The organism is Dermabacter sp. HMSC06F07 (assembly GCF_001807345.1).
Classification (GTDB): Bacteria; Actinomycetota; Actinomycetes; order Actinomycetales; family Dermabacteraceae; genus Dermabacter; species Dermabacter hominis.
Genome location: NZ_KV788588.1, coordinates 279,134 through 301,863 on the forward strand (window position 1 = coordinate 279,134; position 22,730 = coordinate 301,863).

General features: G+C 62.3%; 21 protein-coding genes. 9 read left to right on the forward strand and 12 right to left on the reverse strand.

Going from position 1 to position 22,730, the window contains the following annotated elements; all coding sequences use genetic code 11:
* Positions 1–4: 4 nt before the first annotated feature.
* Genes HMPREF3157_RS08370 through HMPREF3157_RS08385 form a run of 4 tightly spaced genes read right to left on the reverse strand, consistent with a single transcriptional unit; the run spans position 5 to position 3,764 of the window.
* Positions 5–340, reverse strand: a complete 336-nt coding sequence (locus HMPREF3157_RS08370; RefSeq protein ID WP_034373298.1) for a non-heme iron oxygenase ferredoxin subunit — start codon at positions 338–340, stop codon at positions 5–7.
* Positions 341–1,534, reverse strand: a complete 1,194-nt coding sequence (sufD, locus tag HMPREF3157_RS08375; RefSeq protein WP_034373302.1) for a Fe-S cluster assembly protein SufD — start codon at positions 1,532–1,534, stop codon at positions 341–343.
* A complete protein-coding gene (gene sufB, locus HMPREF3157_RS08380) occupies positions 1,534–2,961 on the reverse strand; it encodes a Fe-S cluster assembly protein SufB (protein WP_016664650.1) in 1,428 nt (475 codons plus the stop codon). Before sufB ends, sufD begins: the two co-directional genes overlap by 1 nt.
* Positions 2,958–3,764 (reverse strand): helix-turn-helix transcriptional regulator, encoded by an 807-nt coding sequence (locus HMPREF3157_RS08385; protein WP_070436084.1) that lies wholly within the window; start codon positions 3,762–3,764, stop codon positions 2,958–2,960. Before HMPREF3157_RS08385 ends, sufB begins: the two co-directional genes overlap by 4 nt.
* Positions 3,765–3,949: 185 nt before the next feature.
* On the opposite strand from HMPREF3157_RS08385, the gene HMPREF3157_RS08390 reads away from it, so the two are divergent.
* The 5 genes from HMPREF3157_RS08390 to HMPREF3157_RS08410 all read left to right on the forward strand — a co-directional run bounded on the left by HMPREF3157_RS08390 (position 3,950) and on the right by HMPREF3157_RS08410 (position 9,931).
* Positions 3,950–4,846 carry an ABC transporter ATP-binding protein gene (locus tag HMPREF3157_RS08390; RefSeq protein WP_070436085.1) on the forward strand — a complete coding sequence of 299 codons (897 nt, stop codon included), beginning with the start codon at positions 3,950–3,952 and terminating at the stop codon, positions 4,844–4,846.
* Positions 4,843–5,634, forward strand: a complete 792-nt coding sequence (locus HMPREF3157_RS08395; protein WP_016664653.1) for an ABC transporter permease — start codon at positions 4,843–4,845, stop codon at positions 5,632–5,634. Before HMPREF3157_RS08390 ends, HMPREF3157_RS08395 begins: the two co-directional genes overlap by 4 nt.
* 37 nt (positions 5,635–5,671) lie before the next feature.
* Positions 5,672–6,640 (forward strand): COX15/CtaA family protein, encoded by a 969-nt coding sequence (locus HMPREF3157_RS08400; protein ID WP_016664654.1) that lies wholly within the window; start codon positions 5,672–5,674, stop codon positions 6,638–6,640.
* Positions 6,637–7,425: a type I methionyl aminopeptidase gene (gene map, locus HMPREF3157_RS08405; RefSeq protein WP_016664655.1), complete on the forward strand. Its 789-nt coding sequence runs from the start codon at positions 6,637–6,639 to the stop codon at positions 7,423–7,425. The genes HMPREF3157_RS08400 and map overlap by 4 nt, the downstream gene beginning before the upstream one ends.
* 265 nt (positions 7,426–7,690) lie before the next feature.
* On the forward strand, positions 7,691–9,931 hold the full coding sequence (locus tag HMPREF3157_RS08410; protein WP_016664656.1) for a CAP domain-containing protein: 2,241 nt from the start codon (positions 7,691–7,693) through the stop codon (positions 9,929–9,931).
* Between the two features lie 502 nt (positions 9,932–10,433).
* On the opposite strand, the gene acnA is transcribed toward HMPREF3157_RS08410, so the two are convergent.
* From acnA to HMPREF3157_RS08425, 3 genes are read right to left on the reverse strand one after another with little or no spacing between them, the layout of a single operon-like run.
* Complete coding sequence (gene acnA, locus HMPREF3157_RS08415) at positions 10,434–13,094, reverse strand: aconitate hydratase AcnA (RefSeq protein ID WP_070436086.1); 2,661 nt, start codon at positions 13,092–13,094, stop codon at positions 10,434–10,436.
* 39 nt (positions 13,095–13,133) lie between these two features.
* Complete coding sequence (locus tag HMPREF3157_RS08420; RefSeq protein WP_070436087.1) at positions 13,134–14,459, reverse strand: class I SAM-dependent RNA methyltransferase; 1,326 nt, start codon at positions 14,457–14,459, stop codon at positions 13,134–13,136.
* 41 nt (positions 14,460–14,500) lie between these two features.
* On the reverse strand, positions 14,501–16,465 hold the full coding sequence (locus HMPREF3157_RS08425; RefSeq protein WP_070436088.1) for an APC family permease: 1,965 nt from the start codon (positions 16,463–16,465) through the stop codon (positions 14,501–14,503).
* Positions 16,466–16,609: 144 nt separating this feature from the next.
* Between HMPREF3157_RS08425 and HMPREF3157_RS08430 the strand changes: the two genes are divergently transcribed.
* Entirely contained in the window at positions 16,610–17,278 is a 669-nt protein-coding gene (locus HMPREF3157_RS08430; RefSeq protein ID WP_016664660.1) for a potassium channel family protein, read from the forward strand.
* A complete protein-coding gene (locus HMPREF3157_RS08435) occupies positions 17,275–17,985 on the forward strand; it encodes a potassium channel family protein (protein ID WP_034373330.1) in 711 nt (236 codons plus the stop codon). Before HMPREF3157_RS08430 ends, HMPREF3157_RS08435 begins: the two co-directional genes overlap by 4 nt.
* 40 nt (positions 17,986–18,025) lie before the next feature.
* On the opposite strand, the gene HMPREF3157_RS08440 is transcribed toward HMPREF3157_RS08435, so the two are convergent.
* The 4 genes from HMPREF3157_RS08440 to dut are packed head-to-tail and all read right to left on the reverse strand — an operon-like array spanning position 18,026 to position 20,273.
* A complete protein-coding gene (locus HMPREF3157_RS08440; RefSeq protein ID WP_016664662.1) occupies positions 18,026–18,724 on the reverse strand; it encodes a DUF3159 domain-containing protein in 699 nt (232 codons plus the stop codon).
* Positions 18,721–19,083, reverse strand: a complete 363-nt coding sequence (locus tag HMPREF3157_RS08445) for an OB-fold nucleic acid binding domain-containing protein (protein ID WP_070436089.1) — start codon at positions 19,081–19,083, stop codon at positions 18,721–18,723. Before HMPREF3157_RS08445 ends, HMPREF3157_RS08440 begins: the two co-directional genes overlap by 4 nt.
* A 3-nt stretch (positions 19,084–19,086) precedes the next feature.
* Entirely contained in the window at positions 19,087–19,770 is a 684-nt protein-coding gene (locus HMPREF3157_RS08450; RefSeq protein ID WP_034373338.1) for a DUF3710 domain-containing protein, read from the reverse strand.
* A gap of 2 nt (positions 19,771–19,772) precedes the next feature.
* Complete coding sequence (gene dut, locus HMPREF3157_RS08455; RefSeq protein ID WP_034373341.1) at positions 19,773–20,273, reverse strand: dUTP diphosphatase; 501 nt, start codon at positions 20,271–20,273, stop codon at positions 19,773–19,775.
* Positions 20,274–20,387: 114 nt separating this feature from the next.
* On the opposite strand from dut, the gene HMPREF3157_RS08460 reads away from it, so the two are divergent.
* Positions 20,388–20,876: a DUF3093 domain-containing protein gene (locus HMPREF3157_RS08460; RefSeq protein ID WP_070436090.1), complete on the forward strand. Its 489-nt coding sequence runs from the start codon at positions 20,388–20,390 to the stop codon at positions 20,874–20,876.
* 14 nt (positions 20,877–20,890) lie between these two features.
* On the opposite strand, the gene HMPREF3157_RS08465 is transcribed toward HMPREF3157_RS08460, so the two are convergent.
* Positions 20,891–21,193: a DUF4193 domain-containing protein gene (locus HMPREF3157_RS08465; RefSeq protein ID WP_016664667.1), complete on the reverse strand. Its 303-nt coding sequence runs from the start codon at positions 21,191–21,193 to the stop codon at positions 20,891–20,893.
* A gap of 244 nt (positions 21,194–21,437) precedes the next feature.
* Here HMPREF3157_RS08465 and sepH point away from each other — a divergent pair, with 244 nt between their 5' ends.
* Positions 21,438–22,721, forward strand: a complete 1,284-nt coding sequence (gene sepH, locus HMPREF3157_RS08470; RefSeq protein WP_070436091.1) for a septation protein SepH — start codon at positions 21,438–21,440, stop codon at positions 22,719–22,721.
* Positions 22,722–22,730: the final 9 nt, after the last annotated feature.

The window sequence follows — 22,730 nt, forward strand, 5'->3', positions numbered from 1 at the left end:
CAAGTCAGGAAAGTTCGATGGGGTCGAGCGAAACGCTGATCGTGCCGCTCGCCTGGTCAATCGTGACGGGGTATACGGGTGTTGCGACATGCGCGGGAAGCTGCCTAGGCACGCCGGTACGTAAATCAAACTGACTACCGTGCTTCCAGCATTCCAAGGCGCCGTCCTCGACGTCGCCATCAGAGAGATTGACGTTGCGGTGGGTACAAAGGTCGCCGAGTGCGTGCACGGTTCCATCCGTGTCGCGCGCAAGGGCAATCTCGATACCGCCCACCTCGATGCCCATCACGGATCCAGGCGCGAGGTCATCAAGGTGTGCTACCGCGTGTGTCGTGGACATTTAGTTCATGCTCCGCTGCAGCTCGATCTCGATCTGCTCCGTGAGGTAGTCACGTACCTCTGGAACCTCGATTCTCTGGATGAGCTCCTGGAAGAAGCCGCGAACGACGAGACGGCGCGCCTCGATCTCGGAGATGCCGCGCGCCATGAGGTAGAACAGCTGCTCGTCATCGAAACGCCCGGTCGCAGCGGCGTGCCCCGCCCCTTCAATTTCGCCGGTCTCGATCTCGAGGTTCGGAACTGAATCGGCACGGGCCCCCTCGGTAAGAACGAGGTTGCGGTTCATTTCGTACGTCTCGGTGCCTTCGGCTTCCTTGCGGATGAGCACGTCTCCCACCCACACACTGCGCGCACCGCGCCCCTGGAGGGCGCCCTTGTACAGGACGTTCGATGTGCACTTCGGCGCGGCGTGATCCACGAACAGTCGGTGCTCGAGGTGCTGGCCTTCGTCGGAAAAGTACAGGCCGTCCTGCTCAACTTCGCCACCGGGGCCGGCGAACGTCGCGGTTGAATTCACGCGCACCGCCTTGCCGCCGAGCGTCACGACGATGTGCTTGAGGCGAGCGTCCTTCCCGATCTTCGCGACGTGAGTGGCGACGTGCACGGCATCGTCGGCCCAGTCATGGATCGCGATCACGGTCATCTCGGAGCCCTCGTCGAGGACCATCTCGACGTTCTGCGCGTACAGCGCGGAGCCCGTGTGGTTGATGACGTAGGTCGCGCGCGCATTAGCTTCGGTGTGCAGCACGATCTCGCCGTGGCTGGCGATGGATGCGTCGTGTCCAGAAACTTCCACGCGCGCCGGTTCGCTAGCCTCGGTGTTCGCAGGGGCCTTGAGGTACAGTGCGTTCGCGGTCAGCTCCGCGGCTGCCGCGGCGATGCGGTCCTCGGGGAGGATCGCCGTGTGGCGCGGGGCTTCCTTCTCCCCGAGCGAATCGACGACGAGCCCTTCGGGGGACTCGACCTCGTAGCTCACGACGCTTTCCTCGACGTGGGTCTCGCGTGCCTCAAAAAGCGGGGCGAGCTGCCGCAAGCTCGCAAAGCGCCACTCTTCTTCGCGGCCGGTCGGGATCTCGTGGTTGTCGATCCCGAACGCGGCGTGGCGGGTCGCGCGAGAGAGGAGGCCGCTGCGCTCACCCGGAAGGGCAATACCTTCCGATTCGAGCTGTGCCTTCGAATGATCCGTCGTGGTCATTAACCCACGGCTCCTTCCATCTGCAGTTCAATGAGGCGGTTGAGCTCGAGCGCGTACTCCATGGGGAGCTCACGCGCGATCGGCTCGATAAATCCGCGCACGATCATCGCCATTGCCTCGGTTTCTTCGAGGCCGCGACTCATGAGGTAGAACAGCTGTTCTTCGCTGACCTTGGACACCGTTGCCTCGTGTCCCATCTGTACGTCATCCACGCGAACGTCGACGTATGGATAGGTATCGGTTCGAGAGACCTGGTCGACAAGGAGCGCATCGCAAAGGACGTTAGAGGCGGAGTGGTGCGCACCCTCATTGACCTGGACGAGGCCGCGATACGAGGAGCGGCCGCCACCGCGAGAAACCGACTTCGACACGATCGAACTCGAGGTGTGGGGCGCCATGTGGACCATCTTCGAGCCGGTGTCTTGGTGCTGCCCCTCGCCTGCGAAGGCGATCGAGAGAGTCTCACCGCGCGCGTGCTCACCCTGGAGCCAAACCGCGGGGTACTTCATGGTGACCTTTGAACCGATGTTGCCATCGACCCATTCCATCGTTCCGCCCTCTTCGACGGTCGTGCGCTTCGTGACGAGGTTGTACACGTTGTTCGACCAGTTCTGAATGGTCGTGTAGCGAACGCGCGCATCCTTTTTCACGACGATCTCAACGACCGCGGAGTGGAGCGAGTCCGACTTGTAGATCGGCGCCGTGCAGCCTTCGACGTAGTGCACGTACGAGCCCTCGTCGGCAATGATGAGCGTGCGCTCGAACTGCCCCATGTTCTCGGTATTGATGCGGAAATAGGCCTGGAGCGGGATTTCCACGTGGACGCCCTTCGGAACGTACACGAATGAGCCGCCCGACCACACCGCGGTGTTGAGCGCCGCGAACTTGTTGTCGCCGGCAGGAATCACGGTGCCGAAGTACTCCTCGAAGATCTCGGGGTACTCGCGAAGGCCCGTGTCGGTGTCGACGAAGATGACGCCCTGTTTTTCGAGATCCTCGCGGATCTGGTGGTACACGACCTCGGACTCATACTGAGCGGCGACGCCGGCGACGAGGCGCTCCTTTTCTGCCTCGGGAATACCAAGGCGATCATAGGTCGCCTTGATGTCTTCAGGCAGGTCTTCCCAGCTCTTCGCCTGCCCCTCTGTCGAGCGCACAAAATACTTGATGTTGTCGAAATCGATCTCGCTAAGATCCGCGCCCCACGTGGGAAGCGGCTTCCTTTCAAAGAGCGAGAGTGCGCGCAGTCGGCGCTTGAGCATCCATTCGGGCTCGTTCTTCAGGTGCGAGATGTTGCGCACGACTTCTTCACTCAGCCCTCGCTGAGCAGTGGCGCCGGCGGTATCCGAATCGTGCCAGCCATATTCGTAGCTGCCGATCGACGCGATGATCTCGTCCTGACTGAGCTGCTCTGGTGCAGTCGTCATGGCTTCCTTCCTTCTGTGAGCAAATCTGTGGTGACGTCCGAGGCAAGTTCCCCTTCGGCCATGGACTCGGCAATTGCCGCGCTCATGGCCGGGGTTAAGTGGGTGGTGCACACGTGCGCACCCGCCGCTCGAGTCGCGAGGCGCTGAACGGGAACGCCGAGCATTCTCGAAAGCGCAGCCGTTTCAACCTCGCACAGCTCCGGGTGCTTCGCGGCGATGTCTTGGACCGGGCAGCGTCCCTGGCACATCTGCACCGTCGTGAGGGTCCGCGACGGGGCACCGTCTCGCCCGAGAGAGCCGACGCTCACCGTGACCGGCCTGAGCGATGCGGCATAGCCGAGTTCTTTGAGAAGGTCGATCACGAGGCGCACGCGGCGCGCCGGCGTCACCTCACCTTCATCGCTTTCACGCGCATAGCGCCGCTCGAACTCCGCTTCCCACTCGGCGGTGCGCGCCTTCGCGAGCGCGACGAGGGCCTCGTGCCCGCCAGCGCGTTCGAGTTCTTTCATCGCCAGTAGAGCGAGGCTTTCGCACTCTCTCGAGGCTGCATCAGCGTCCGGGGCGGTCGAGGCGAGCACGAATTCTTTGCGCGGGCGCCCGCGCCCTCGGGGCCTGTGGGACGATTCCTTTTCCTCAATGATGCCCTCGGCGTGCAATTGGGATAGGTGCCGACGGATGGCAGCGCCGGTGAGGTGAAAACGTTCGGCGAGGTCGCCTGCGGCGATGGGACCGTCGATACTAATAGCCTCGATGAGGCGTTCGCGCGTCGAATCATTGGCGGACGCTTCGGTGCGAGTATTCACGACATCCTCCTTTCGCCAAACCGGTGGACGTTGCGATTCTACAAACCGTGAGTTTCGAAAAGATAGAGAGGGTTACCTAAGTCCCGACGGAGCGCGGCGTATGTCACACGCATCGCGAAAGCCAGCCGACCGTCGGCCCCCTCCCGCCCCTCCACGAGGCTGCGCGCGCACTACCATGATGTGCCATGAGCACTCACACTGCGAACGCAGCCGGGCGAGCGGCCACACCACCGCCGGCACTCGAAATCACTCACCTGCGTAAACAATTCGGTTCCGTCACGGCGTGCGAAAACGTGAGTCTCTCGGCGAAATTCGGGGAGATCACCGCGCTGCTGGGCCCAAACGGCGCCGGCAAATCCACAACGATCGCGTGCGCGACCGGGCTCCTCTCCCCCGATGCAGGCGAGGTACAACTCCTCGCCGCCGACCCTCTCACTCACGACGCCGAAACGCGCGCGAGGGTCGGCGTCATGCTTCAGGACGGCGGCCTCACCTCAGGAGCCACCCCAGCGCAGCTTCTCGCCTACGCCTCATCTCTCTACGCGCGGCCCCGGGATTGGCGCGCCCTTTCCCGCGAACTCGGTATCGATTCCTTCTCATCGACCCTCGTGCGCCGACTCTCCGGTGGTCAACGGCAGCGTTTGAGCCTCGCTCTTTCACTGCTCGGCGTGCCCGACGTTCTTTTTCTCGACGAACCGACCGCCGGCATGGATGTCGCGGTCAAGCGACGCACGCGAGAGCTTATCCGAGCCGAAGCGGAGCGAGGCGCCGCCGTCATCCTCACCTCTCACGCGCTCGACGACATCGCCTCGCTCGCGGATCGCGTCATCGTCATCGCCGAAGGCTCCGTGAAGGCCGACGGCACCCTCGCTGACGTCGAACGCACGCTCGGGAGCCAATCCCCGCTCTCGATCGATATTGCTGCGAGTGCCCCTTCGGAGGAGCGCCTCGTGGCGTTTGAACAGGCAGTACGTAACGCCGCCGAAATCCAAGGGGTCACTCTCGCCATCGAACACGGCCCCGATTCCCTCGAGGACATTCTCGTGTCGCTGTCGAACACGCGAGCAAAGGAGACGAAGTGAGCACGGACCCGCACTCGGTAATGTCCGATTCGCGCCGCGCCGCCCGCACCCCTCGGCGCATCGCCGCGCACGCACAACTTGAAGCACGGGCGATTCTCACCAACGGAGAGCAGCTCATGGTTTCGCTCATGCTGCCTGCAATGGTTCTTCTTGGCTTGCGGTTCGTCCCCGTTTCGCCCGCTCTTTTTGGCGGCAAGTCGCCGTCAATGACCGACGCCGTTGCCGCGACAGCGGTGACCGCCATCATTGCCACTTCCCTCACCTCACAGGCAATCGCCACCGGCTTCGACCGTCGAAATGGGGTGCTGCGTTGGATCGCCACGACACCTCTCGGTCGCGGCGGTTACATGCTTGGCAAATTGGGTGCGATGGCAATCGTGCACATCCTGCAGATCGTTGCGCTCGGCGCCCTGTCGTTCGCACTTGGCTGGCGGCCCACCGCTGGTGAAATCCTGTTGTCGATTCCCGTGTGGATTCTTGCCACGTGTGCCTTCGGGGGGCTCGGTCTTTTGATCGCCGGCACGCTTCGCACTGAGGCCGTACTCGCGCTGTCAAACATCATTTTTATTCTCCTCATCGCCGTCGGTGGGGTGGCGATCCCCGCGAACGGATTTCCCGCGCCATTCGACACTCTCGTCTCAGTGCTGCCGTCGGCTGCTGCATCGAGCGCACTCACCGAGACGCTATCGGGGCACGCACCCTCCCTCGCCGCGCTCGGGCTCCTCGCCCTGTGGGCCGCGGTCTTTGGGAGTTTGACGGTGAGATTCTTCCGCTGGACGAGCGCCTGATTCACCGATCCTGCCCCGCCTTTCTTACACTGAGCGCATGACAGCACACACGAACGCCCCCAGCTCCCTTCCACGGGAACGCAAACGCTGGATCACGGCCATTTTTTGGATCAATCTCGCGTGCCAAATCGGCATTATCGCGACCGGGGGCATCGTGCGTCTCACGAAGTCCGGGCTCGGGTGTTCGTCGTGGCCGCACTGCGAGCCGGGTGAGTTCACTCCTCGTTATCACCCTGAATCCGGGCTGCGCCCCTTCATCGAATTTGGCAACCGTGCCCTCACGCTCGTTCTGCTCGTGTTCGCAATCCTCGTGCTCGTGGCGACTTACAAGCATCTGCGGACCAAAGGCAAGGGGTTTGTGCGCCTTTCCTGGGTCCCGCTCATCCTTACCGTGTTCCAGGCAGTGTGGGGCATGCTTGTCGTGTATTTGCACTTGCACCCGTTCTTCGTGTCGGTGCACTTCATCGTCTCGCCAATCCTCGTGGCGTCCTCCGCGGTACTGGTGTACCGGCTTTATGAAGGCAATGGTTCCGCGAGGCTTGCCGTGAACCGCGGAGCACAGTTCGTGTATTGGCCGCTCGCTGCCGTCGGATTTATCGTGCTGATTCTCGGCACCCTCACGACCGGTTCGGGCCCCCACTCCGGTGACGCCAATACTCCACAGCGTTTCCCTTTTAACCCCGCGAAAATTGCGTGGCTCCACGCCGACTTCGTGTGGCTGTTCTGCGGTCTCCTGCTTGGCGTGGCAATCGTCCTGATGGTGACAAAAGCTCACGCCCGATCAAAGAGGGCCCTTGTCGCGCTCACGATCGTCACGCTCCTCCAGGCCGTGATTGGTTATATCCAGTACTTCACCGGACTCCCCGAAGCTCTCGTGGGACTCCACATGCTCGGAGCCGCGCTCCTTTCGGCGAGTATCGCTTGGCTCGGCGCCAGCCTGTTCACGTGGTACCCCCTCGGTGAAGGCACAGCCCCGGACGACTACTCGAAGGATGCCCAGTCATGAGGGGCTTTCGCACTCACCGCTACCCCACCCCCGAACAGATTCGCCCCGCCGGCGAGTTCGTTGCGGGCGTGCTCTCCTCGCTTCGTCGAACCGTGTCCGTAGGCGACAACCTTCTCGAGATTGATGCCGAAGTCCACCGCATGATTCGCGAAGCTGGCGCCACATCGTGCTACCTCGACTATCACCCGAGTTTCGGCGCTTCGCCGTTCGGGAAAGTCATTTGTCTGAGCGTGAACAACGCGGTGCTTCACGGCCGCCCCTACGATCGCACCTTGGAGAGCGGGGACCTGCTTTCCATGGACTTCGCGATCGAGCTCGAGGGCTGGGTTGCTGACTCTTCACTCTCGATTGTCGTGGGCGAGCAGCGAGAGGATCACCTGAAACTTATTCGCGATACAGAAAGCGTCATGTGGGCAGGTATTGGTGCTGCCCGGGCGGGCAATACAGTCGGCGATATCGGCCACGCGGTTGAGACCCGGGCCGCGGAGCTGGGTTACACGATTAATCACGAGTTTGGCGGCCACGGCGTTGGCCGTACCATGCACGAAGCGCCGTTCGTGCCGAATTTCGGTGCCCCGGGCTCAGGCCAGAAACTCCGCGAGGGAATGGCAATCACGGTCGAACCGTTTTTGACGCCGACGACCGACGTCATGACCATCACCGAGCGTGATGGCTGGACCGTCGAATCGGGCGACGGCTCAACAGGGGCCCACGCCGAACACACCCTCATCGTGACAAAGGGTGAGCCGATCATCGTCACGGCGCGCTCCGACGACCCAGCCTAATCGAGTCCCCTAGAATCTGCGCCGAGTAGACCGTCCGCAGGGGCTCTGGCGCGACGCGGAAGAAGAGTTCACCGTATTGTTACGATTTTGTAACGCCCTCGTCGCTCTTCGCCTACGTAAAAATATACGCGGATAGTAGTATCCCTAGCGGCCCAAGCCGATGAGCGGACGCAGATCCACCGTCTCCACTCCCGCGTTCCCTGGCAACCGATGCACAGGTTGAGTGCAGTGGCGGTAACCGTGACGAACAGAAAAGAGAATCCCTATGACCTTCACCCGTAAGAAGCTTGGGCCGGTGATCGGCCTTGGTCTTTCTTTGTCGCTATTAGCCGCATGTTCGGGCGGAAGCGCGGCCAACCACGCCGCCTCGCGGCCTTCCCCGAGTATGTCGACGTCTGCCGACTCCTCTTCGAGCGCGTCGACGTCACCGAATGGCACAAGCGACAACCAAGCGGGCTCTGGCGCTGCGGCAACCGAATCGACGCAGTCAGGAGAAGACGACGAGGACCACTCAAACGAATCTCTCGCCCAGCGGTGGGCGAGGAAGAAAAACCGTTCTTTCGGTCAGGATGCCAGCCGCATCGGTGAATCGGGCAACAGCGGCGTAGACAACAACTCCGAACTGAACGCCGGCAAAGCCCCCACGGATGGCCGCGGCAACGACAACAAGTCCGGTTTTGAGATCACCCCGGAGACCGCACTCGCTCGCAGCGAATCGGATACGCCCATTCCGCCCGCGAAAACCCCCGACCAGAACTCCACTCCGGTCGAGGACAATCCCGCCTCGAAACCGGCGGCACCGAAGCCGGCTCAAGACAACACTGGCGGCGAGAAGAACGGGACGATCGTCGCGGCTCCCGAGCCGAATAAGCCAGGCGATCACCGCGGCGATTCGGGTAAGCCTGGTAGGAAGCCAGGTAAGTCTGACGGCACCTCTCAGCCGGAGCGCCCGAGTAACCCGAGCAAGCCGAATAAGCCAAAGAAGACCGTCACTATCGCAGCCTTTGACGAAGAAGGCTACAACGCCGCGCTCAAGGATTGGAACAACAATCTCCAGTCAGCTCGCAACGCGTCCGCTCGCGCTAACACCGAGCTCGATAGGGCGCGCCGTGAGGCAGAATCCTCGCGTGCAAAGGCCGAAGAATCGAGGGCTGCCTACGAACGCGAGAAGGCGAAACTCGATGAGCTGATCGCGGCAATGCCGGGTGACGGCGATCTTGCAGCAAAGCGCGATCTCGCCGCTAAGCTCAAGGTTGAGGCTGAGAAGGCTGCCGCCGACGTCGAGGCTGCTGACGCAAAGCTCGCCGCGGCTCAGAAGGCTAAGCAGGATGCTGATCGGAAGCTTGGCGACGCCACGAAGCAGCTTGCGGCGCTTTCGGGCGAGCGGGAGCAGCTCGAACAGGGCAGCTCAGTTCTGTACTCGGCGCTCGATGAGCAAAATCAGCTTCGCGCCCTCTCGGATGCTGTCGCCGAACGCATCAATGCGTACCGTGTGAAGAACGGTTTGAACGAGCTCGTTTACGCGCCCGTGTTCAACGATGAGGCTGCCAAGTGGTCCACAAGCATGGCGACGAGCAAGGAGCTCAAGCACTCCAACAAGGACAAAACTGGCTACAGCGGCGAAAACGTCATTCAGGCGACGTGTGACCTGGATGCGTCCAGCGTCGATGAGTGCGCCGACGATCTGTTCAAGAAGTGGCACGATTCCGATGCCCACAACGCGAACATGCTGGACGAACGATTCTCTCACGCTGGTCTCGGCCTTGCGAAGAGCGATGACGGCCAGGTGTACGGCACCAACATGTTCTACATCAAGGAAGACGCGCGCCTCGCGAACTCCGACACCCGTGAGCCGAAGTCGAAGGCGATGCCTGAAAATCTCGAAGGCGAGTACGTGCCCGACGGCGCAATCGCTGCCACCGGCGGCTCGAAGCTCACCTACGAGGTCGACGATCGCAATACCACCGAATATGAGAAGTGGGAAGGCGGCAAGGAAGGCCTCGACTACACCAAGGGTGTGCAGCGCGGGGTGGATGAGCGCATCTCTTCACTGAGTGACGCTCCAAAGATCGAGGAGCTCAAGGATCTCGACTCCAAGATCGCTGACGCTCGGACCGAGGTCGACGAGGCGCAGGCCGAAGCCGATAAGAGCGCGAAGGAAGTCGCGGACGCCGAAGCCGCTAAGCAGGACGCTGAGCAGCGCAATACCGAGAGCACCGAGGCTTCGACGACCGCCGATCATGAACTCGCTGATGCGGAAGCTGCCGCTCCCGAAGCTGAGAAGGCACGTGCTGCGCAGCAGGCTAAGGTCGATAGGCAGACCGAGTCTGTGGGTAAAGCAGAGTCGAAAGCCGGCGCTGACAGCCAAGCCGCGTTGAAGGCTGAGAACGAACTCAAGGACGCTCAGGCTAAGGCCGATGAGGCAGCGAAGGCAGAGGCCGGCGTTGAGGCCGACAAGCCTACCGAGAAGGATTTCACCTCCTACCACGAGATCCCTGCGGAATGATCTAACGATTGCGCTTCCCGCACGGGATCCTTCGAAGGGGCCGCTTCATCACGAAGCGGCCCCTTTCGATACCCGTTTTACCCCTCCGCCGTCCTCACGATTGTGGAGACATCAGTGTAATCCTCGAAATCAGGAGCCTTGAGCGCCGCATTCTCCGGAGGAAGATTCGCTGTGCGAGAGGACTCTTCCCCACCGCCGTCACTAGCACCGCCGCCGTTCGAGCCGGCAGCATCGCTACTGGTCGAAGAGGCCGATGGAGTCGCGGCAAGCGTCGGACCGCCAGCAGACTCACCCCCACCACAGCCGACCAACCCCGCCGCCACCAACGCGACAACACTAAAAACACCACAAGCCCGCGCTCGCCCGCTCAACATGCACTCCCCCGATCCGGTCCACTATCACCCCACTCCCCCGAGCGAGGCCCATGTCACATAGCCAACCAGAACGCTACAGTCCGCGCAACAAGTGTCGCGCGGACTGTGGACAAGCGGAGCGTGTGCTCTTATTGGGCGAGCGAGCGAAGCACGTACTGGAGGATACCTCCGGCACGGAAGTAGTCGGCCTCGCCCGGGGTATCGATGCGCACGATCGCCTCGAACTCGATGGGCTCTGCACCTTCGCGTGTTGCGCGTACGGAGACGGTTTTCGGGGTGATGCCTTCGTTGAGAGCGCTCGCGCCAGAAATGGAGAAGGTTTCTTCGCCCGTGAGGTCGAGGCTTTCAGCCGACTCGCCAGCGGGGTACTGCAGCGGCAGCACGCCCATGCCAATCAGGTTTGAGCGGTGAATGCGCTCGTAGCTCTCGGCGATGACCGCGCGCACGCCCAGCAGCTTCGTGCCTTTGGCTGCCCAGTCGCGAGACGAGCCGGTGCCGTACTCCTTGCCGGCGAGGACGACGAGCGGGATTCCCGCTTCGGCGTAGTCCTGCGCGGCATCGTAAATGAAGCTCTGCTCACCGGTGAGGAAGTTCCTCGTGTATCCACCTTCGACGCCGTCGAGAAGAAGGTTTTTGAGACGGATGTTCGCGAAGGTGCCACGGATCATGACCTCGTGGTTGCCGCGGCGCGAGCCGTAGGAGTTGAAATCCTTGCGGTCCACGCCGTGCTCACGCAGGTACCGCCCGGCGGGCGAGTCGGCCTTGATGGCGCCGGCAGGCGAGATATGGTCGGTCGTCGTCGAGTCGCCAACCTTCACGAGTACGCGCGCACCTTCGATGTCACGAATGGCATCAAGCTCCATACTCATCCCCTCGAAGTACGGAGGTTTGCGCACGTAGGTCGAGTCTTCGCTCCACTCGAACGTGTCACCGTCGGGAGTGTCGAGGCCGCGCCAGCGTTCATCGCCGGCGAAGACATCGGAGTAGTCGTTTTCGAACATCTCCTGCGTGATGTTCTCGGCGATCGTCCGCTCGACCTCGGTGGGGTTTGGCCAGATGTCTCGCAAAAAGACCTCGTTGCCGTCGGCATCGCGCCCGAGCGGGTCGGTGTCGAAGTCGAAGTCCATGGTGCCCGCGAGGGCGTAGGCGATGACAAGGGGCGGCGAGGCCAGGTAGTTCATCTTGACGTCCGGGTTGATACGCCCCTCGAAGTTGCGGTTGCCCGACAGCACAGCGGTCACGGCAAGATCACCCTCGGCAATGGCTTCGGAGATCTCAGGGGCGAGGGGGCCGGAGTTGCCGATGCAGGTTGTACAGCCGTACCCGACGAGGTGGAAACCGAGTTTCTCGAGGAACGGCCATAGGCCGGCCTTCTCGTAGTAGTCGGTGACGACCTTCGAGCCTGGCGCCATGGAGGTCTTCACCCAGGGCTTTACTTCGAGGCCGCGCTCAGTCGCGTTCTTCGCCAGCAACCCTGCGGCCATCATAACCGATGGGTTCGAGGTGTTAGTGCACGACGTGATCGAGGCGATCGAGACGATGCCGTGGTCGATCGTGTAATCAGCTCCCTTGACCGCTGTGGGATTCGAGGTGTTCTCGGCATAGGCCGGCAGGGATTTCGCGAAGCTTTCTTTGGCGTCGGTGAGCACGATGCGGTCCTGCGGGCGCTTTGGTCCGGCGATCGAGGGGACGACGGTTGCAAGGTCAAGCTCGAGGTACTCGGAGTACTCCGCTTCCCGCTTCGGGTCATGCCAAAGCCCCTGACGTTTTGCGTAGGCCTCCACAAGGGCGACGTGTTCGTCGTCGCGACCCGTGAGGCGAAGGTAGTCCAGGGTGATGTCGTCGATTGGGAAAATGGCGGCGGTCGAACCAAACTCGGGGCTCATATTCCCGATCGTGGCGCGGTTGGCGAGGGGAACCTGCGCGACACCTTCGCCGTAGAACTCCACGAACTTGCCGACGACACCGTGCGCACGCAGCATTTCGGTGATGGTAAGAACCACGTCGGTAGCGGTGGCCGCGGGCGGAATCTCTCCCGTGAGCTTGAAGCCGACGACTCGCGGGATAAGCATCGAGACGGGCTGGCCGAGCATCGCTGCTTCTGCTTCGATACCGCCAACACCCCAGCCGAGCACGCCGAGGCCGTTAACCATGGTCGTGTGGGAATCAGTGCCCACGCACGAATCGGGATAGGCGCGCAAGGCGCCGTCGACTTCGCGGGTCATAACGGTCCGGGCGAGGTACTCGATGTTGACCTGGTGGACGATGCCCGTGCCCGGCGGGACAACCTTGAAGTCATCGAAGGCGCCCTGGCCCCAACGAAGGAACTGGTAGCGTTCGCGGTTGCGTTCAAACTCGAGGTCCATATTGAGCTCGAGTGCATCGACGCGGCCGGCGACGTCGATCATGACGGAGTGGTCGATCACCATTTCCGCAGGGGCGAGCGGATTGATTTTCGAGGGGTCTCCGCCGAGCTCACTCATGGCTTCGCGCATTGTTGCCAGGTCGACGATGCACGGCACGCCGGTGAAGTCTTGCATGATGACGCGCGCCGGCGTGAATTGGATTTCTTCGCTCGGCTCAGCGTTCGGGTCCCATCCGGCGAGAGCCTGGACGTGCGCCGCAGTGATGTTTTCGCCGTCCTCGGTGCGCAGGAGGTTTTCGAGCAGCACTTTCAAACTGTAGGGAAGCCGACGGTAACCTTCGACGGCATCGAGGGCATAAATCTCGTATTCGCGCGCATTGACGGTCAGGGATGTCTTGGCACCGAATGAATTCACCGTGCTCATGGGGTCTCCAATCGATAGTGGGGTCGATCGTTATCAGAATTATCGCGCGGCTCGTTCGAGCTTCACGACGCATTCCATGTGGTGGGTGTGGGGGTAGAGGTCGAAGACCTGGAAGTCAGTGATGGCCCACCCTTCGTGCTCGGCAACGCGCAGGTCACGGGCGAGGGTCGAGGGTTCGCACGACACGTACACCATGCGCGTTCGCGTGAGCTCGGCGAGGCGTGCCATCGCGGCTTCGCCGACGCCTGCGCGCGGCGGATCCATGACGACGCGGTCGGCACCCTCGGTGGAGCGAGCGAGGAAGTCGCGAACGTCAGCACTCACGGTCCTGGCCTGGGGGTATGCGGCAAGGTTGGAAGCGGCGTCAGCGCTCGCTCGCTCCGCGCCTTCGACGCTCACGAGTTCGCCTTCAGCTCCAACCGCGCGGGCGGCAGGGACGGAGAAGAGGCCCGCCCCGGCGTATAGATCCCAGACGCACTCGCCTTCGCGGGCGTCGAGGGCCTGTCCGACGGCGGCTGTGAGGAGGCGAGGCGCATCGACATGCACCTGCCAGAAACCACCGGCGTAGAGCGTGAAAGTCTCGTCGCCGACTATTTCGCGAACGGTGTCGTCGCCTCGAAGCGTGGTCGTGGCCGCGCGGGTGGTGAGCAGAACACTCGCCTTGTCGCAGCCTGCGGGGAGGTTAAGCTCCTCGAGACTCAACTCTTTTTCGGCGCGCACAATGATCGCGGGGCTGCTTCCGCTCGGGGCTGCGACATCGACTGCTACGACCCCGCTCGGGGCCTTCCATACCCCGATGCCGAGGCCCTGGATGACGGGGTGGGCAAGCGGGTTGGAGCCGACTGCGTGAATGTCATGGGAGCGCCATCCGCGCATGCCCACCTTGCCGTTGTCGACGGCAAACCGAACGCGGGAGCGCCAGCCGAGGCCCGTGTGGTCGTCACGCGCGGGTTCGATCTGAATGTCTTCGATCGGGTAGCTGGTGATTCGCGCGCGAGTCATAAGTTCCTGAAGAACTTCGGTTTTGATGCGCCGCTGGGCTTCGATACGGATGTGGGCGTAGTCGGCCCCACCGATCCCTTCGTAACCGGATTCAGGCCATGCGCTCGGTACTCGGTCAGGGCCGGCCTCGATCACGTCGATTGTTTCGGCACGCCAAAAGCGCGCATTCGAGCTCGACTCGGGAAGGAGCTCAGCGACGACCGTTTCTCCGGGGCAAGCGCCGCGAACGAAAACAACGCGGCCGTCGTGCCGGGCGACGAACGTTCCTCCATGCGCGGGCTTGTCGACCGTCACCGTGATGAGCCGCCCCTCCCCTGCGAGCTCCTGGACTTCTTCGGGACGCTCAGACGCAGGATGGGTCATGGGGTGCACTCCTTGACGACAGTGGTCGGGATGGTCACGATCTATGCGCTGTGCTCGGGATCGTTGAGATCCCAGGGGACCGGGCAAATAGACACACGCTCGTACTTATCGAGCCGCGTCGTCACTCGCCTGAGCACGTGATTGTGCATGATCGACTCCCACCAGTGTCCCACGAGATATTCCGGAATGTAGACAACGACAGCGTCGCGCGGATAGGTGCGTGTAAAAGATCGCACGTAATCGTCGAGAGGCGCGAGCAGATCACGATATGGCGAGTTAATGACGCGAAGCGGGATGGGAATTTCGCGCCGGAGCCATTCAGAGCTGAGCTTGTCGATCGCCGAGTCGTTGGTTCTCACCGCGACAGCTTGGAGACTCAGGTGCGGCGAGCTCATCGCCTTCTTAATGGCATGAACCGCTGGCCTGTTGAGCTGCGTGAGGAGCACGATTCCGCGCGTGGGGTCCTTGCCATCGAGGGGTGCGGGTGCGGCGATAGGCCAGCGGCCGCAGTCGTCGTTTTTTTCGAGAGCGAGGCGCGAGGAGATCCGTGCGTAGTAACGACTCACGATCGTCATCACGCCCCACATAAGGGCGACGGCACTGAGCGTGACCCAGGCTCCGAGGAGGAAGTTTGCGGTCGCGACGGTAAGCAGCACCACAGTCAGGCACACGGCAGCAACGATGCTCACGACGCGTTTACGGCCGTAGCGCTGGCGTTCCTTGAGCCGTACCGCGAGGCGGTATTTCTTCGTGTAGTGACGGAACATGCCGAACTGGCCGATCGTGAAGGTGGTAAACACACCCACGACGTACATGTGAATCAGCAGCGTGATGTTGGCTCCGGTCGCGAGAACGACAACGCCCGCGAGTGCTGCGAGAAGCAAAATACCGTTGGAGTATACGAGCCTGTCGCCCCGTGCGGCAAAGACGCGAGGGACATACCCGGTGCGCGCGAGAGCAGCCGTCAGAACGGGGAGACCCGTGAACGCAGTGTTCGCAGCGATGCAGAGCACGAGAGTTGCCATCGCGAGCATTGCAATGGCCATGATCGACCCTGGCCCGAAGATCGCTTCGGCGATCTGCCCGAGGACCGGGATCGCTTCACTCACGCGAGCCCCGCCCGCTTGGCGAGGAGAAAGGGATACCCCGGTGGCACTGGCAAGGACCATCACCCCGACGAAAAGTGTCGCCGTGAGCGCACCGGAGATGACGAGAGTGATCCGCGCGTTGCGAGCCTTCGGTGGTTGAAAGACGGGCACGGTGTTGGTGATGGCTTTGATCCCTGACACGACGGGCAGACCGCTGGAGAAGGCTCGTGCGAGAACCAGGATTCCCCCGAGTACGGTGAGGGCAGCCGGCGCCCCCTCTCCCGGTTCTGGGATGCTACCGGCCTGCGGCGACATGCCGAGAGTTCCACGCATTGCTTCAATTCCGCCCCACATGAGTGTCACAGCTATGAGGCCGATGAAGCCGTACACGGGCAGACTTACGAAACGCGCTGACTCCCGCGCTCCTCGGAGGTTCACGAGAGCGAGGAGCGCAACGATCGCGATCGCAATGCCGGTTTGGAAAGGGGCGAGGGCGCTCATGGCACCGCCGATGTACGCGCCGGCCTGCGAGGTGGCGACAGCGACCGTGAGCACATAGTCGGTCACGAGTGCGGCGCCAGCGAGACGCCCCGCATGGGGTCCAAGGGTTGTGCGAGCAACAACAAAGTCGCTGCCACCGCCCGGAAACTCCTCGATCACATTGATGTGGGCCGTCACCACGATGGCCATAACGGCAACAACGGCGAGAGCTACCCACGGGCTTAGTGCGAGAAGGCCGACGCCTGACAAGCCGAGCGTGAGGATGATTTCGTCTGGTGCGTACGCGAGTGCGCTGACGGTATCGGCGGCAAAGGAGGGGATTGCAAAGCGTTTGGGAAGGCGCTGGCGCGCAAGGCGATCGGAACTGAACGGACGCCCGATGACGATGCGTTTGACAGAAGCAAAGGGGCCAAGCACACGATTAATCTACTCCGCGCCCACGTCAGACGCACATCCGCACCGCTTGCACACATCCCTTCGCCGATGTGCGCGCTAGGCTGGGCGATGCACGGGCACTACCCGTCACGCTCTAGACATCCGCATCTGCGCGAGGATCACTCAATGCATATCGTCATCATGGGCTGCGGCCGCGTCGGCGCCACGCTCGCCACGAAGCTCCAGGCAATTGGGCATTCGGTAGCGATCATTGACCGCAACGACAAGGCCTTCCGTATGCTCCCCGATGATTTCACGGGCCTCAAAGTCCACGGAATTGGTTTCGATCGCCGCTCCCTCGAACGCGCGCGATGCGACGAAGCGGTCGCGTTCGCCGCCGTTGCGGGCGGGGACAACTCGAACATTATCGCGGCACGTGCAGCGAGACAGCTGTACGGGATCCGCAACGTTGTCGCTCGCATCTACGACCCCAAACGCGCCGAGGTCTACGAACGCCTTGGCATCGCGACGGTGCCCACGGCCCGCTGGACGACGAACCAGATGCTCACGCGACTCATCCCCGGGCAGTCAGCTCGCGAATTTCAAGACATCTCCGGGAACGTGTCGATTCTTGCGTGCGATTTCCACTCAAGTTGGGTAGGCACGACCCTTGCAGACCTCGAGGAGCTGACCGCTTCGCGCGTCGCGTTCGTCACCCGATACGGCGAGGGAACCCTGCCCGCTCGCGACTACCGCATCCAGGAAGAGGACATCGTTCACCTCGCACTCGAAACGACCCGCGAGGGTGAAGTCACCGCGCTTCTCACCCACCGATTCGAGGAGGAAGCCGAATGAAAATCGTCATCGTAGGCGCAGGAAGCGTCGGTCGGAGTATCGCGCGCGAGCTCATCGATAAAGGCCGCACCGTTACCCTGGTCGACCTTGAAGAGGCACGGCCCGGCCTCGAGGACGTCTCGTGGGTACAGGGCGATGCCGCTGAGCTCGATGTCCTCGAGCGTGCGCAGCTCGCCGAGGCGGACGTCGTCGTTGCAGCGACGGGCGATGACAAGGTCAACCTCGTCGTCTCGCTTCTCGCCAAGACAGAGTTCGGGGTTCCCCGCACCGTCGGTCGCGTCAACCACCCTCGCAACGAGTGGATGTTCGACGACGCCTGGGGCGTTGACGTTGCGGTCTCGACCCCGCGCATCATGACGTCCCTCGTTGAGGAAGCCGTGAGCGTCGGCACCGTTGTCACCATGTTTTCGTTCGCAAAGTCCGAGACGGACATGGTCGAAATTACGGTTCCGGAAACCTCCCCGATCGTCGGCAAGGACATCGGCGACGTCACGTGGCCATCAAGCGCGACGCTCGTGGGCGTCGTACGCGAGGGGCATCCGCGCCCCCCGGCGCAGTCCGAAGCCCTTGAGCCGCGCGATGAACTCCTCTTTCTCGCACACCGCTCGTGCCTGACCACGCTCCAGCACACGGTCGTCCCCCGCGATCTTGAAGAAACCACCGCAGCGCTTCCAGTCGTTCGCGACGCGGATGAGGACGACGACTAGACGCCGCGCGGATGAGCCACGAGCCCGGCGCTCGCAGGCTTCACGCGCTCGGCGCAGAAGGGTGTGAGGCGCGGGAGGCGTCGGATTCCATACGCCCCACGAGCGCTCGGTGCTGCAGAAAAACCGCGTAGGTCACGAGCACAAACGCGGGTATTCCCATGAGCAGTTTGGCTACGCCGAGCGCGTCCGTCGCTCCCGCGAAATACAGCGGGGCCTGCACCGCGACCTTGAGCACGAAAAGTCCTGCAAAAAGGAGCGTGGAAGAGGTGTAGGTGTGCATGCCCGCTTTTGACGATCGCCACTGGGCCACGCGCGGGTCAACGATCGCTGCGACATAGCCCACGGCGGGATGTCTCACGAGCACAGAGAGCAGAAGTCCGATGGCGTACACGGCGTTCGTGACAAGGCCCGGCACATAAAAGCCGCTTCCGTTGCCGCTTTTAATGGCGATGAACGCCCCAAGAGCCACCCCAATTGCGCCGCTTATCGCCGGCGTGACCTGGCTTTTCGTGACAATCCGCCAGATGAGGGCAATAGCCACAACGGCAAGCGAGGCGGCGCTTGCGATGACGACGTTGCGAGTGAGCAAGAACAGGATGACGAAAAGGAGAGTCGGCACGACCGACTCGACTAGCCCGCGCACACCGCCGATCGCGTCCACGACGCTGTATTCCTTGGAGGAAAAACTCGCCTTGAGGCCGGTTGCGGGTGGCTCGGGAGCAGAAGAAGGAGAGGTCACTGGCCGTCGTCCTTTACACCGTGGATTGCGTAGCGCGGGTTGTACATGAGGCGTTTGCGGCCGCGAAGACCCACAAACCCCTCGACTTCGAGACGTGTCCCAGGCTCGATGCCTGCGATTGATTGCCGCCCGAGCCAGACGAGTGCGAGCCTTCCCGTGCCGTCGTGTAGCTCGACGTCGAGCTTCGGGTCGCGGCCGGCCGGCTGCACGACGATCGAGCTCACCGTGCCGAGGCAGCGGGCGCGGCGACGCGAGGTGATCGAACCAATCTCATCGCGATCCGCGAGGCCGTCATCCTCATCATCGGTGACCGCCGATGAGACGTTCAGGATTTCCTTCGCCTTCGCAAAGACGCTCACGCGCTACCTCACTTCGGCGATTGTGGGCCCCTGACCGAGCGGGTCGGTTTCATCCGGGAGCGCAGTCGCAGCACCTTCCCCAGGAATCGTCAACTCGAGTACCTCGCGGGGTGCCTTCGCCATCGAACCGCGAACGACGACGATTGAGCGAATGATGTCCTCGATCTCTTCGCGGATCGGTCCCGCCTGCAGTGCGGCACCGGAAATGACAGCGCGCAAGAACCAGCGGGGACCATCGATACCCACGAAACGCATGGGTCGGTGCGCGCGCGAGTTCGATCCCTTGACGGCGATCGGGATACGAGCGTAAAGCTCGGTGCCGAACGTCCCCTCGCGCGTTTCAGTTGTCCCGCCTTGCGACGCGATCGATTCGCGCAAGGACTTCCGGATCTCATCCCACAGCCCTTCGCTTTTGGGAGCCGCGAACGCATTGACCTGGACCTGGGAATCCCCGTAGGTCAGGGTGAGGCCCGTGACAGCCCTCGAGCGTTGCTCGACCTCAACGGCGATGCTCATACCCTCGCGTGCGGGGATCTGCAGCGATCCGAAATCGAGTCGCTCGTCGTCGGGCGCGTCCGCGATGTCGTAAGGTCCCTTCACCTCTTCTGGTTCAGGGGCGTGATCCTCAGAAGCCTGCACGTTTTCAGCGGGCGCAGCCTTCCTCTTTGAGCGTCCAAAAAGTCCCATGACTATGCCTCGTTTCCTGTGCTGACAGCGGTCGAAGAAAAGCCGCCGCTCGAGCCAAAACCTGCTTCGCCTCGCTCTGCTTCGTCGAGAGAATCCACGTCCACGATGCGCGGGCGCAGAATCGGGACGATCACGAGTTGCGCGATGCGATCACCGCGGGAAATGCGAAGAGTGTCGCTCCGGTCCGTGTTGAGAAGGGCAACCTTGAGTTCGCCACGGTAGCCCTCATCCACAATCCCGGGACCATTCACAATTGTGATGCCATGCTTTGCGGCGAGCCCCGAACGGGGGCACACAAGTCCGACGGTAGCCGACGGAAGCGCGATCCTCACTCCCGTGGGAATGAGAGCGCGTTCACCGGGGGCGAGCTCGTAGTCAATGGCACTCGCGAGATCAAGTCCCGCGTCGTCGGCGTGCGCTCGTGTGAGCGAGAGTTCTGGAGCGTCGCACACGGTCTGAAGTTCGACCGCCGACGCCGTGGATGCCGTGGCGTTTTCACTCATGTCTCAAGCCTATCCCCGCGCGGGTTCTTCTCGCTGATTCCTGGGTGCGTGGTGCGGCACGTATAGAGACGAGCCCAAGGCGCGACGCGTGTACGCCTCGAGGCATGTGAGACGATGGCAGCCATGACCTCCCTGTTTCATGAGCGCCTCCATCCCGGCCCATTTGTCGTGTGCATCGCGATTATCTTCGGTGTTTTGCTGGGGGCGATTCTTACTCCATTGAGCGAGATCGTCGGTATTGCCACCGCCATCACCCTCGGGGCTTTCTTTCCGGCGCTTCTCGTCGCCTCCTCGCCCGTGGTGGAGGTCCGCGCGGATGTGGTTGCCGCAGGCCCCGCGCGCATCGAGGTGGATGTTCTCGGTGAACCGCGCATCCTGAACAAAGCGGATTTCGAAAAAATTCTGGGGCCGGACATTCGCCCTCTTGATTTTCGAGTTGTACGCGGATGGATTTCGACCGGCGTTGAAGTACCGGTTATCGACCCCGACGACCCGACACCCGCACTCGTGTTATCGCTACGACGCCCCGAAGATTTTGCCTTGGCTCTCAAAACCGCGCAGAAAAAACGGGCGCACGAGGATTCTTCCTCGCACACCCGCTAAAGGTTCGCAGGGTTTCAGTCGCCCGAGCATTCTTTACAAATGATGAGCTTGCCCTCGACGTGATCGATCTGGCTGCGGTGCTTCACAAGGAAGCACGAGCCACACGTGAATTCGTCAACCTGACGAGGCAGCACGGTTACCGAGAGTTCCTCGTTGGAAAGGTCGGCACCGGGAAGTTCGAACCCCTCGGCAGCTTCGGCTTCGTCTTCGTCAACGGCAGGCGAGGCGTTATCGTTCCGGCGCCCCTTGAGTTCCTCAATCGAGTCCTCGCTCGAGTCGTCGTCCTTCTTGAATGGGGCGTCGTAATCGGTGGCCATGATTCTCTTTCACGGGGGTCTGGGGCGCTGGGGGTTTGGCGCCAAATGCGGAGTTGAGCAACGGCGGGAATTCTCCCAGGTTGGCTCTCACTTTGCAAGCTGTCCGAAGAAGATACCAGAGTTCCGCTCCTCGCGCCTCTATGGCCGCGATCGCTCTGACCTCGACGTGTCAGCAGTATTTTTCGAGGCCGGCCCTTTAGTATTGGCAGCACGCGAGACCTCGACAGAGAAAGAAGGCCGTTTAATGCGCGAGCTCACACTCGGCGGATTGCACGAGAACTCCGATCACCTCATTCTGCTCGATGCTGAGGGCGAGCGGTACACGGTGCGCATTGATGAGGCTTTGCGCGCGGCGGTGCGCCGCGATGCCTCGTCCGTTGGCCTCATTCAGCAGTCCCATTCGTCCGCGCTGCGACCGAAAGACATCCAAGCCATGCTCAGGGGTGGCTCGACAGTCGAGTCGATCGCCGAGCTTGCGGACATGGATGTTGAGCATGTGAAGCGCTACGAGGGGCCCGTGCGAGCAGAACGCGATCACACGGCCCGTCGTGCTCAAGAATTCCGCACGTCCAAAGGCGGAACAGAAAAACTCATCGATGTTGTTGAGCCTCGCCTCCGTGCGCGAGGGGTTGAAGACGACATCGACTGGGACGCGTGGCGCCGAAGCGACGGTACCTGGACTCTCCAGCTCACCTTCGTCGCGGGTGGTCGCTCGCGCATCGCAACGTGGCAGGCCGATCTTCCGAACCGCGTCGTGACAGCCGAGGACAACGAGGCCCGCTGGCTTTCGGATTCCGAAGTGGCACCCGAGGCTCCCTCCGCGCGCCCCCGCTTCAAGGCGCAGCGCGCACACGTGTTCAACGTCGAAGAGGGCGAATCACCTCGTTCGGCCCAGACTCCTGCGACGACCACCCCCATTTCAGAGCGTGAGCTCGATGAGCTCAATGCGCGCCGCGGCACGCCGTCTGTCGACCACGGCCAGCAGGCACCCGTGTCACAGCCCGAGCCGCAGCTCGAGCACTCGACCGACGCCACAGAAACCTCGCCCTGGCAGAGCCTCGAGGAATACACGCCAGAAGAACCATCCGATCCGGCTCCTTCGGCCAGCGAGGAACCCGAACCTGTGAGCGAGGAACGCCCCGCCCCCGTGCGTATCGTGCCGATTACCGCGCGGCACCATGACCGCAAGGTTCACGCTGATTCTTTCGACACCGAGGAAGTCTCCTATGTCGAGGCTCCCGAGGATCTGAGCGAAGCTCCTGACCCCGCGCACGACCCCTCGGCCTCCGAAGAGGACCCTCGCGAAGACGAGACTCCCGAGGGCGAAGAGCCGGCCGAGGACGCCGCAGAAACCGCACCGGCCGCCGATGGCACCGAAGAGTCAGCCGAAGAAGGCGGAGACGAGGACTCTCAGCTCACACCACTTCCGGGCTTTGACGATGAGCCAAAGAAGCCAGCGAAGAAGCCCAAGCGCCAGCGCGCTTCGATTCCGTCATGGGATGACATCGTCTTCGGGCACAGGGACTGACACCTCCAC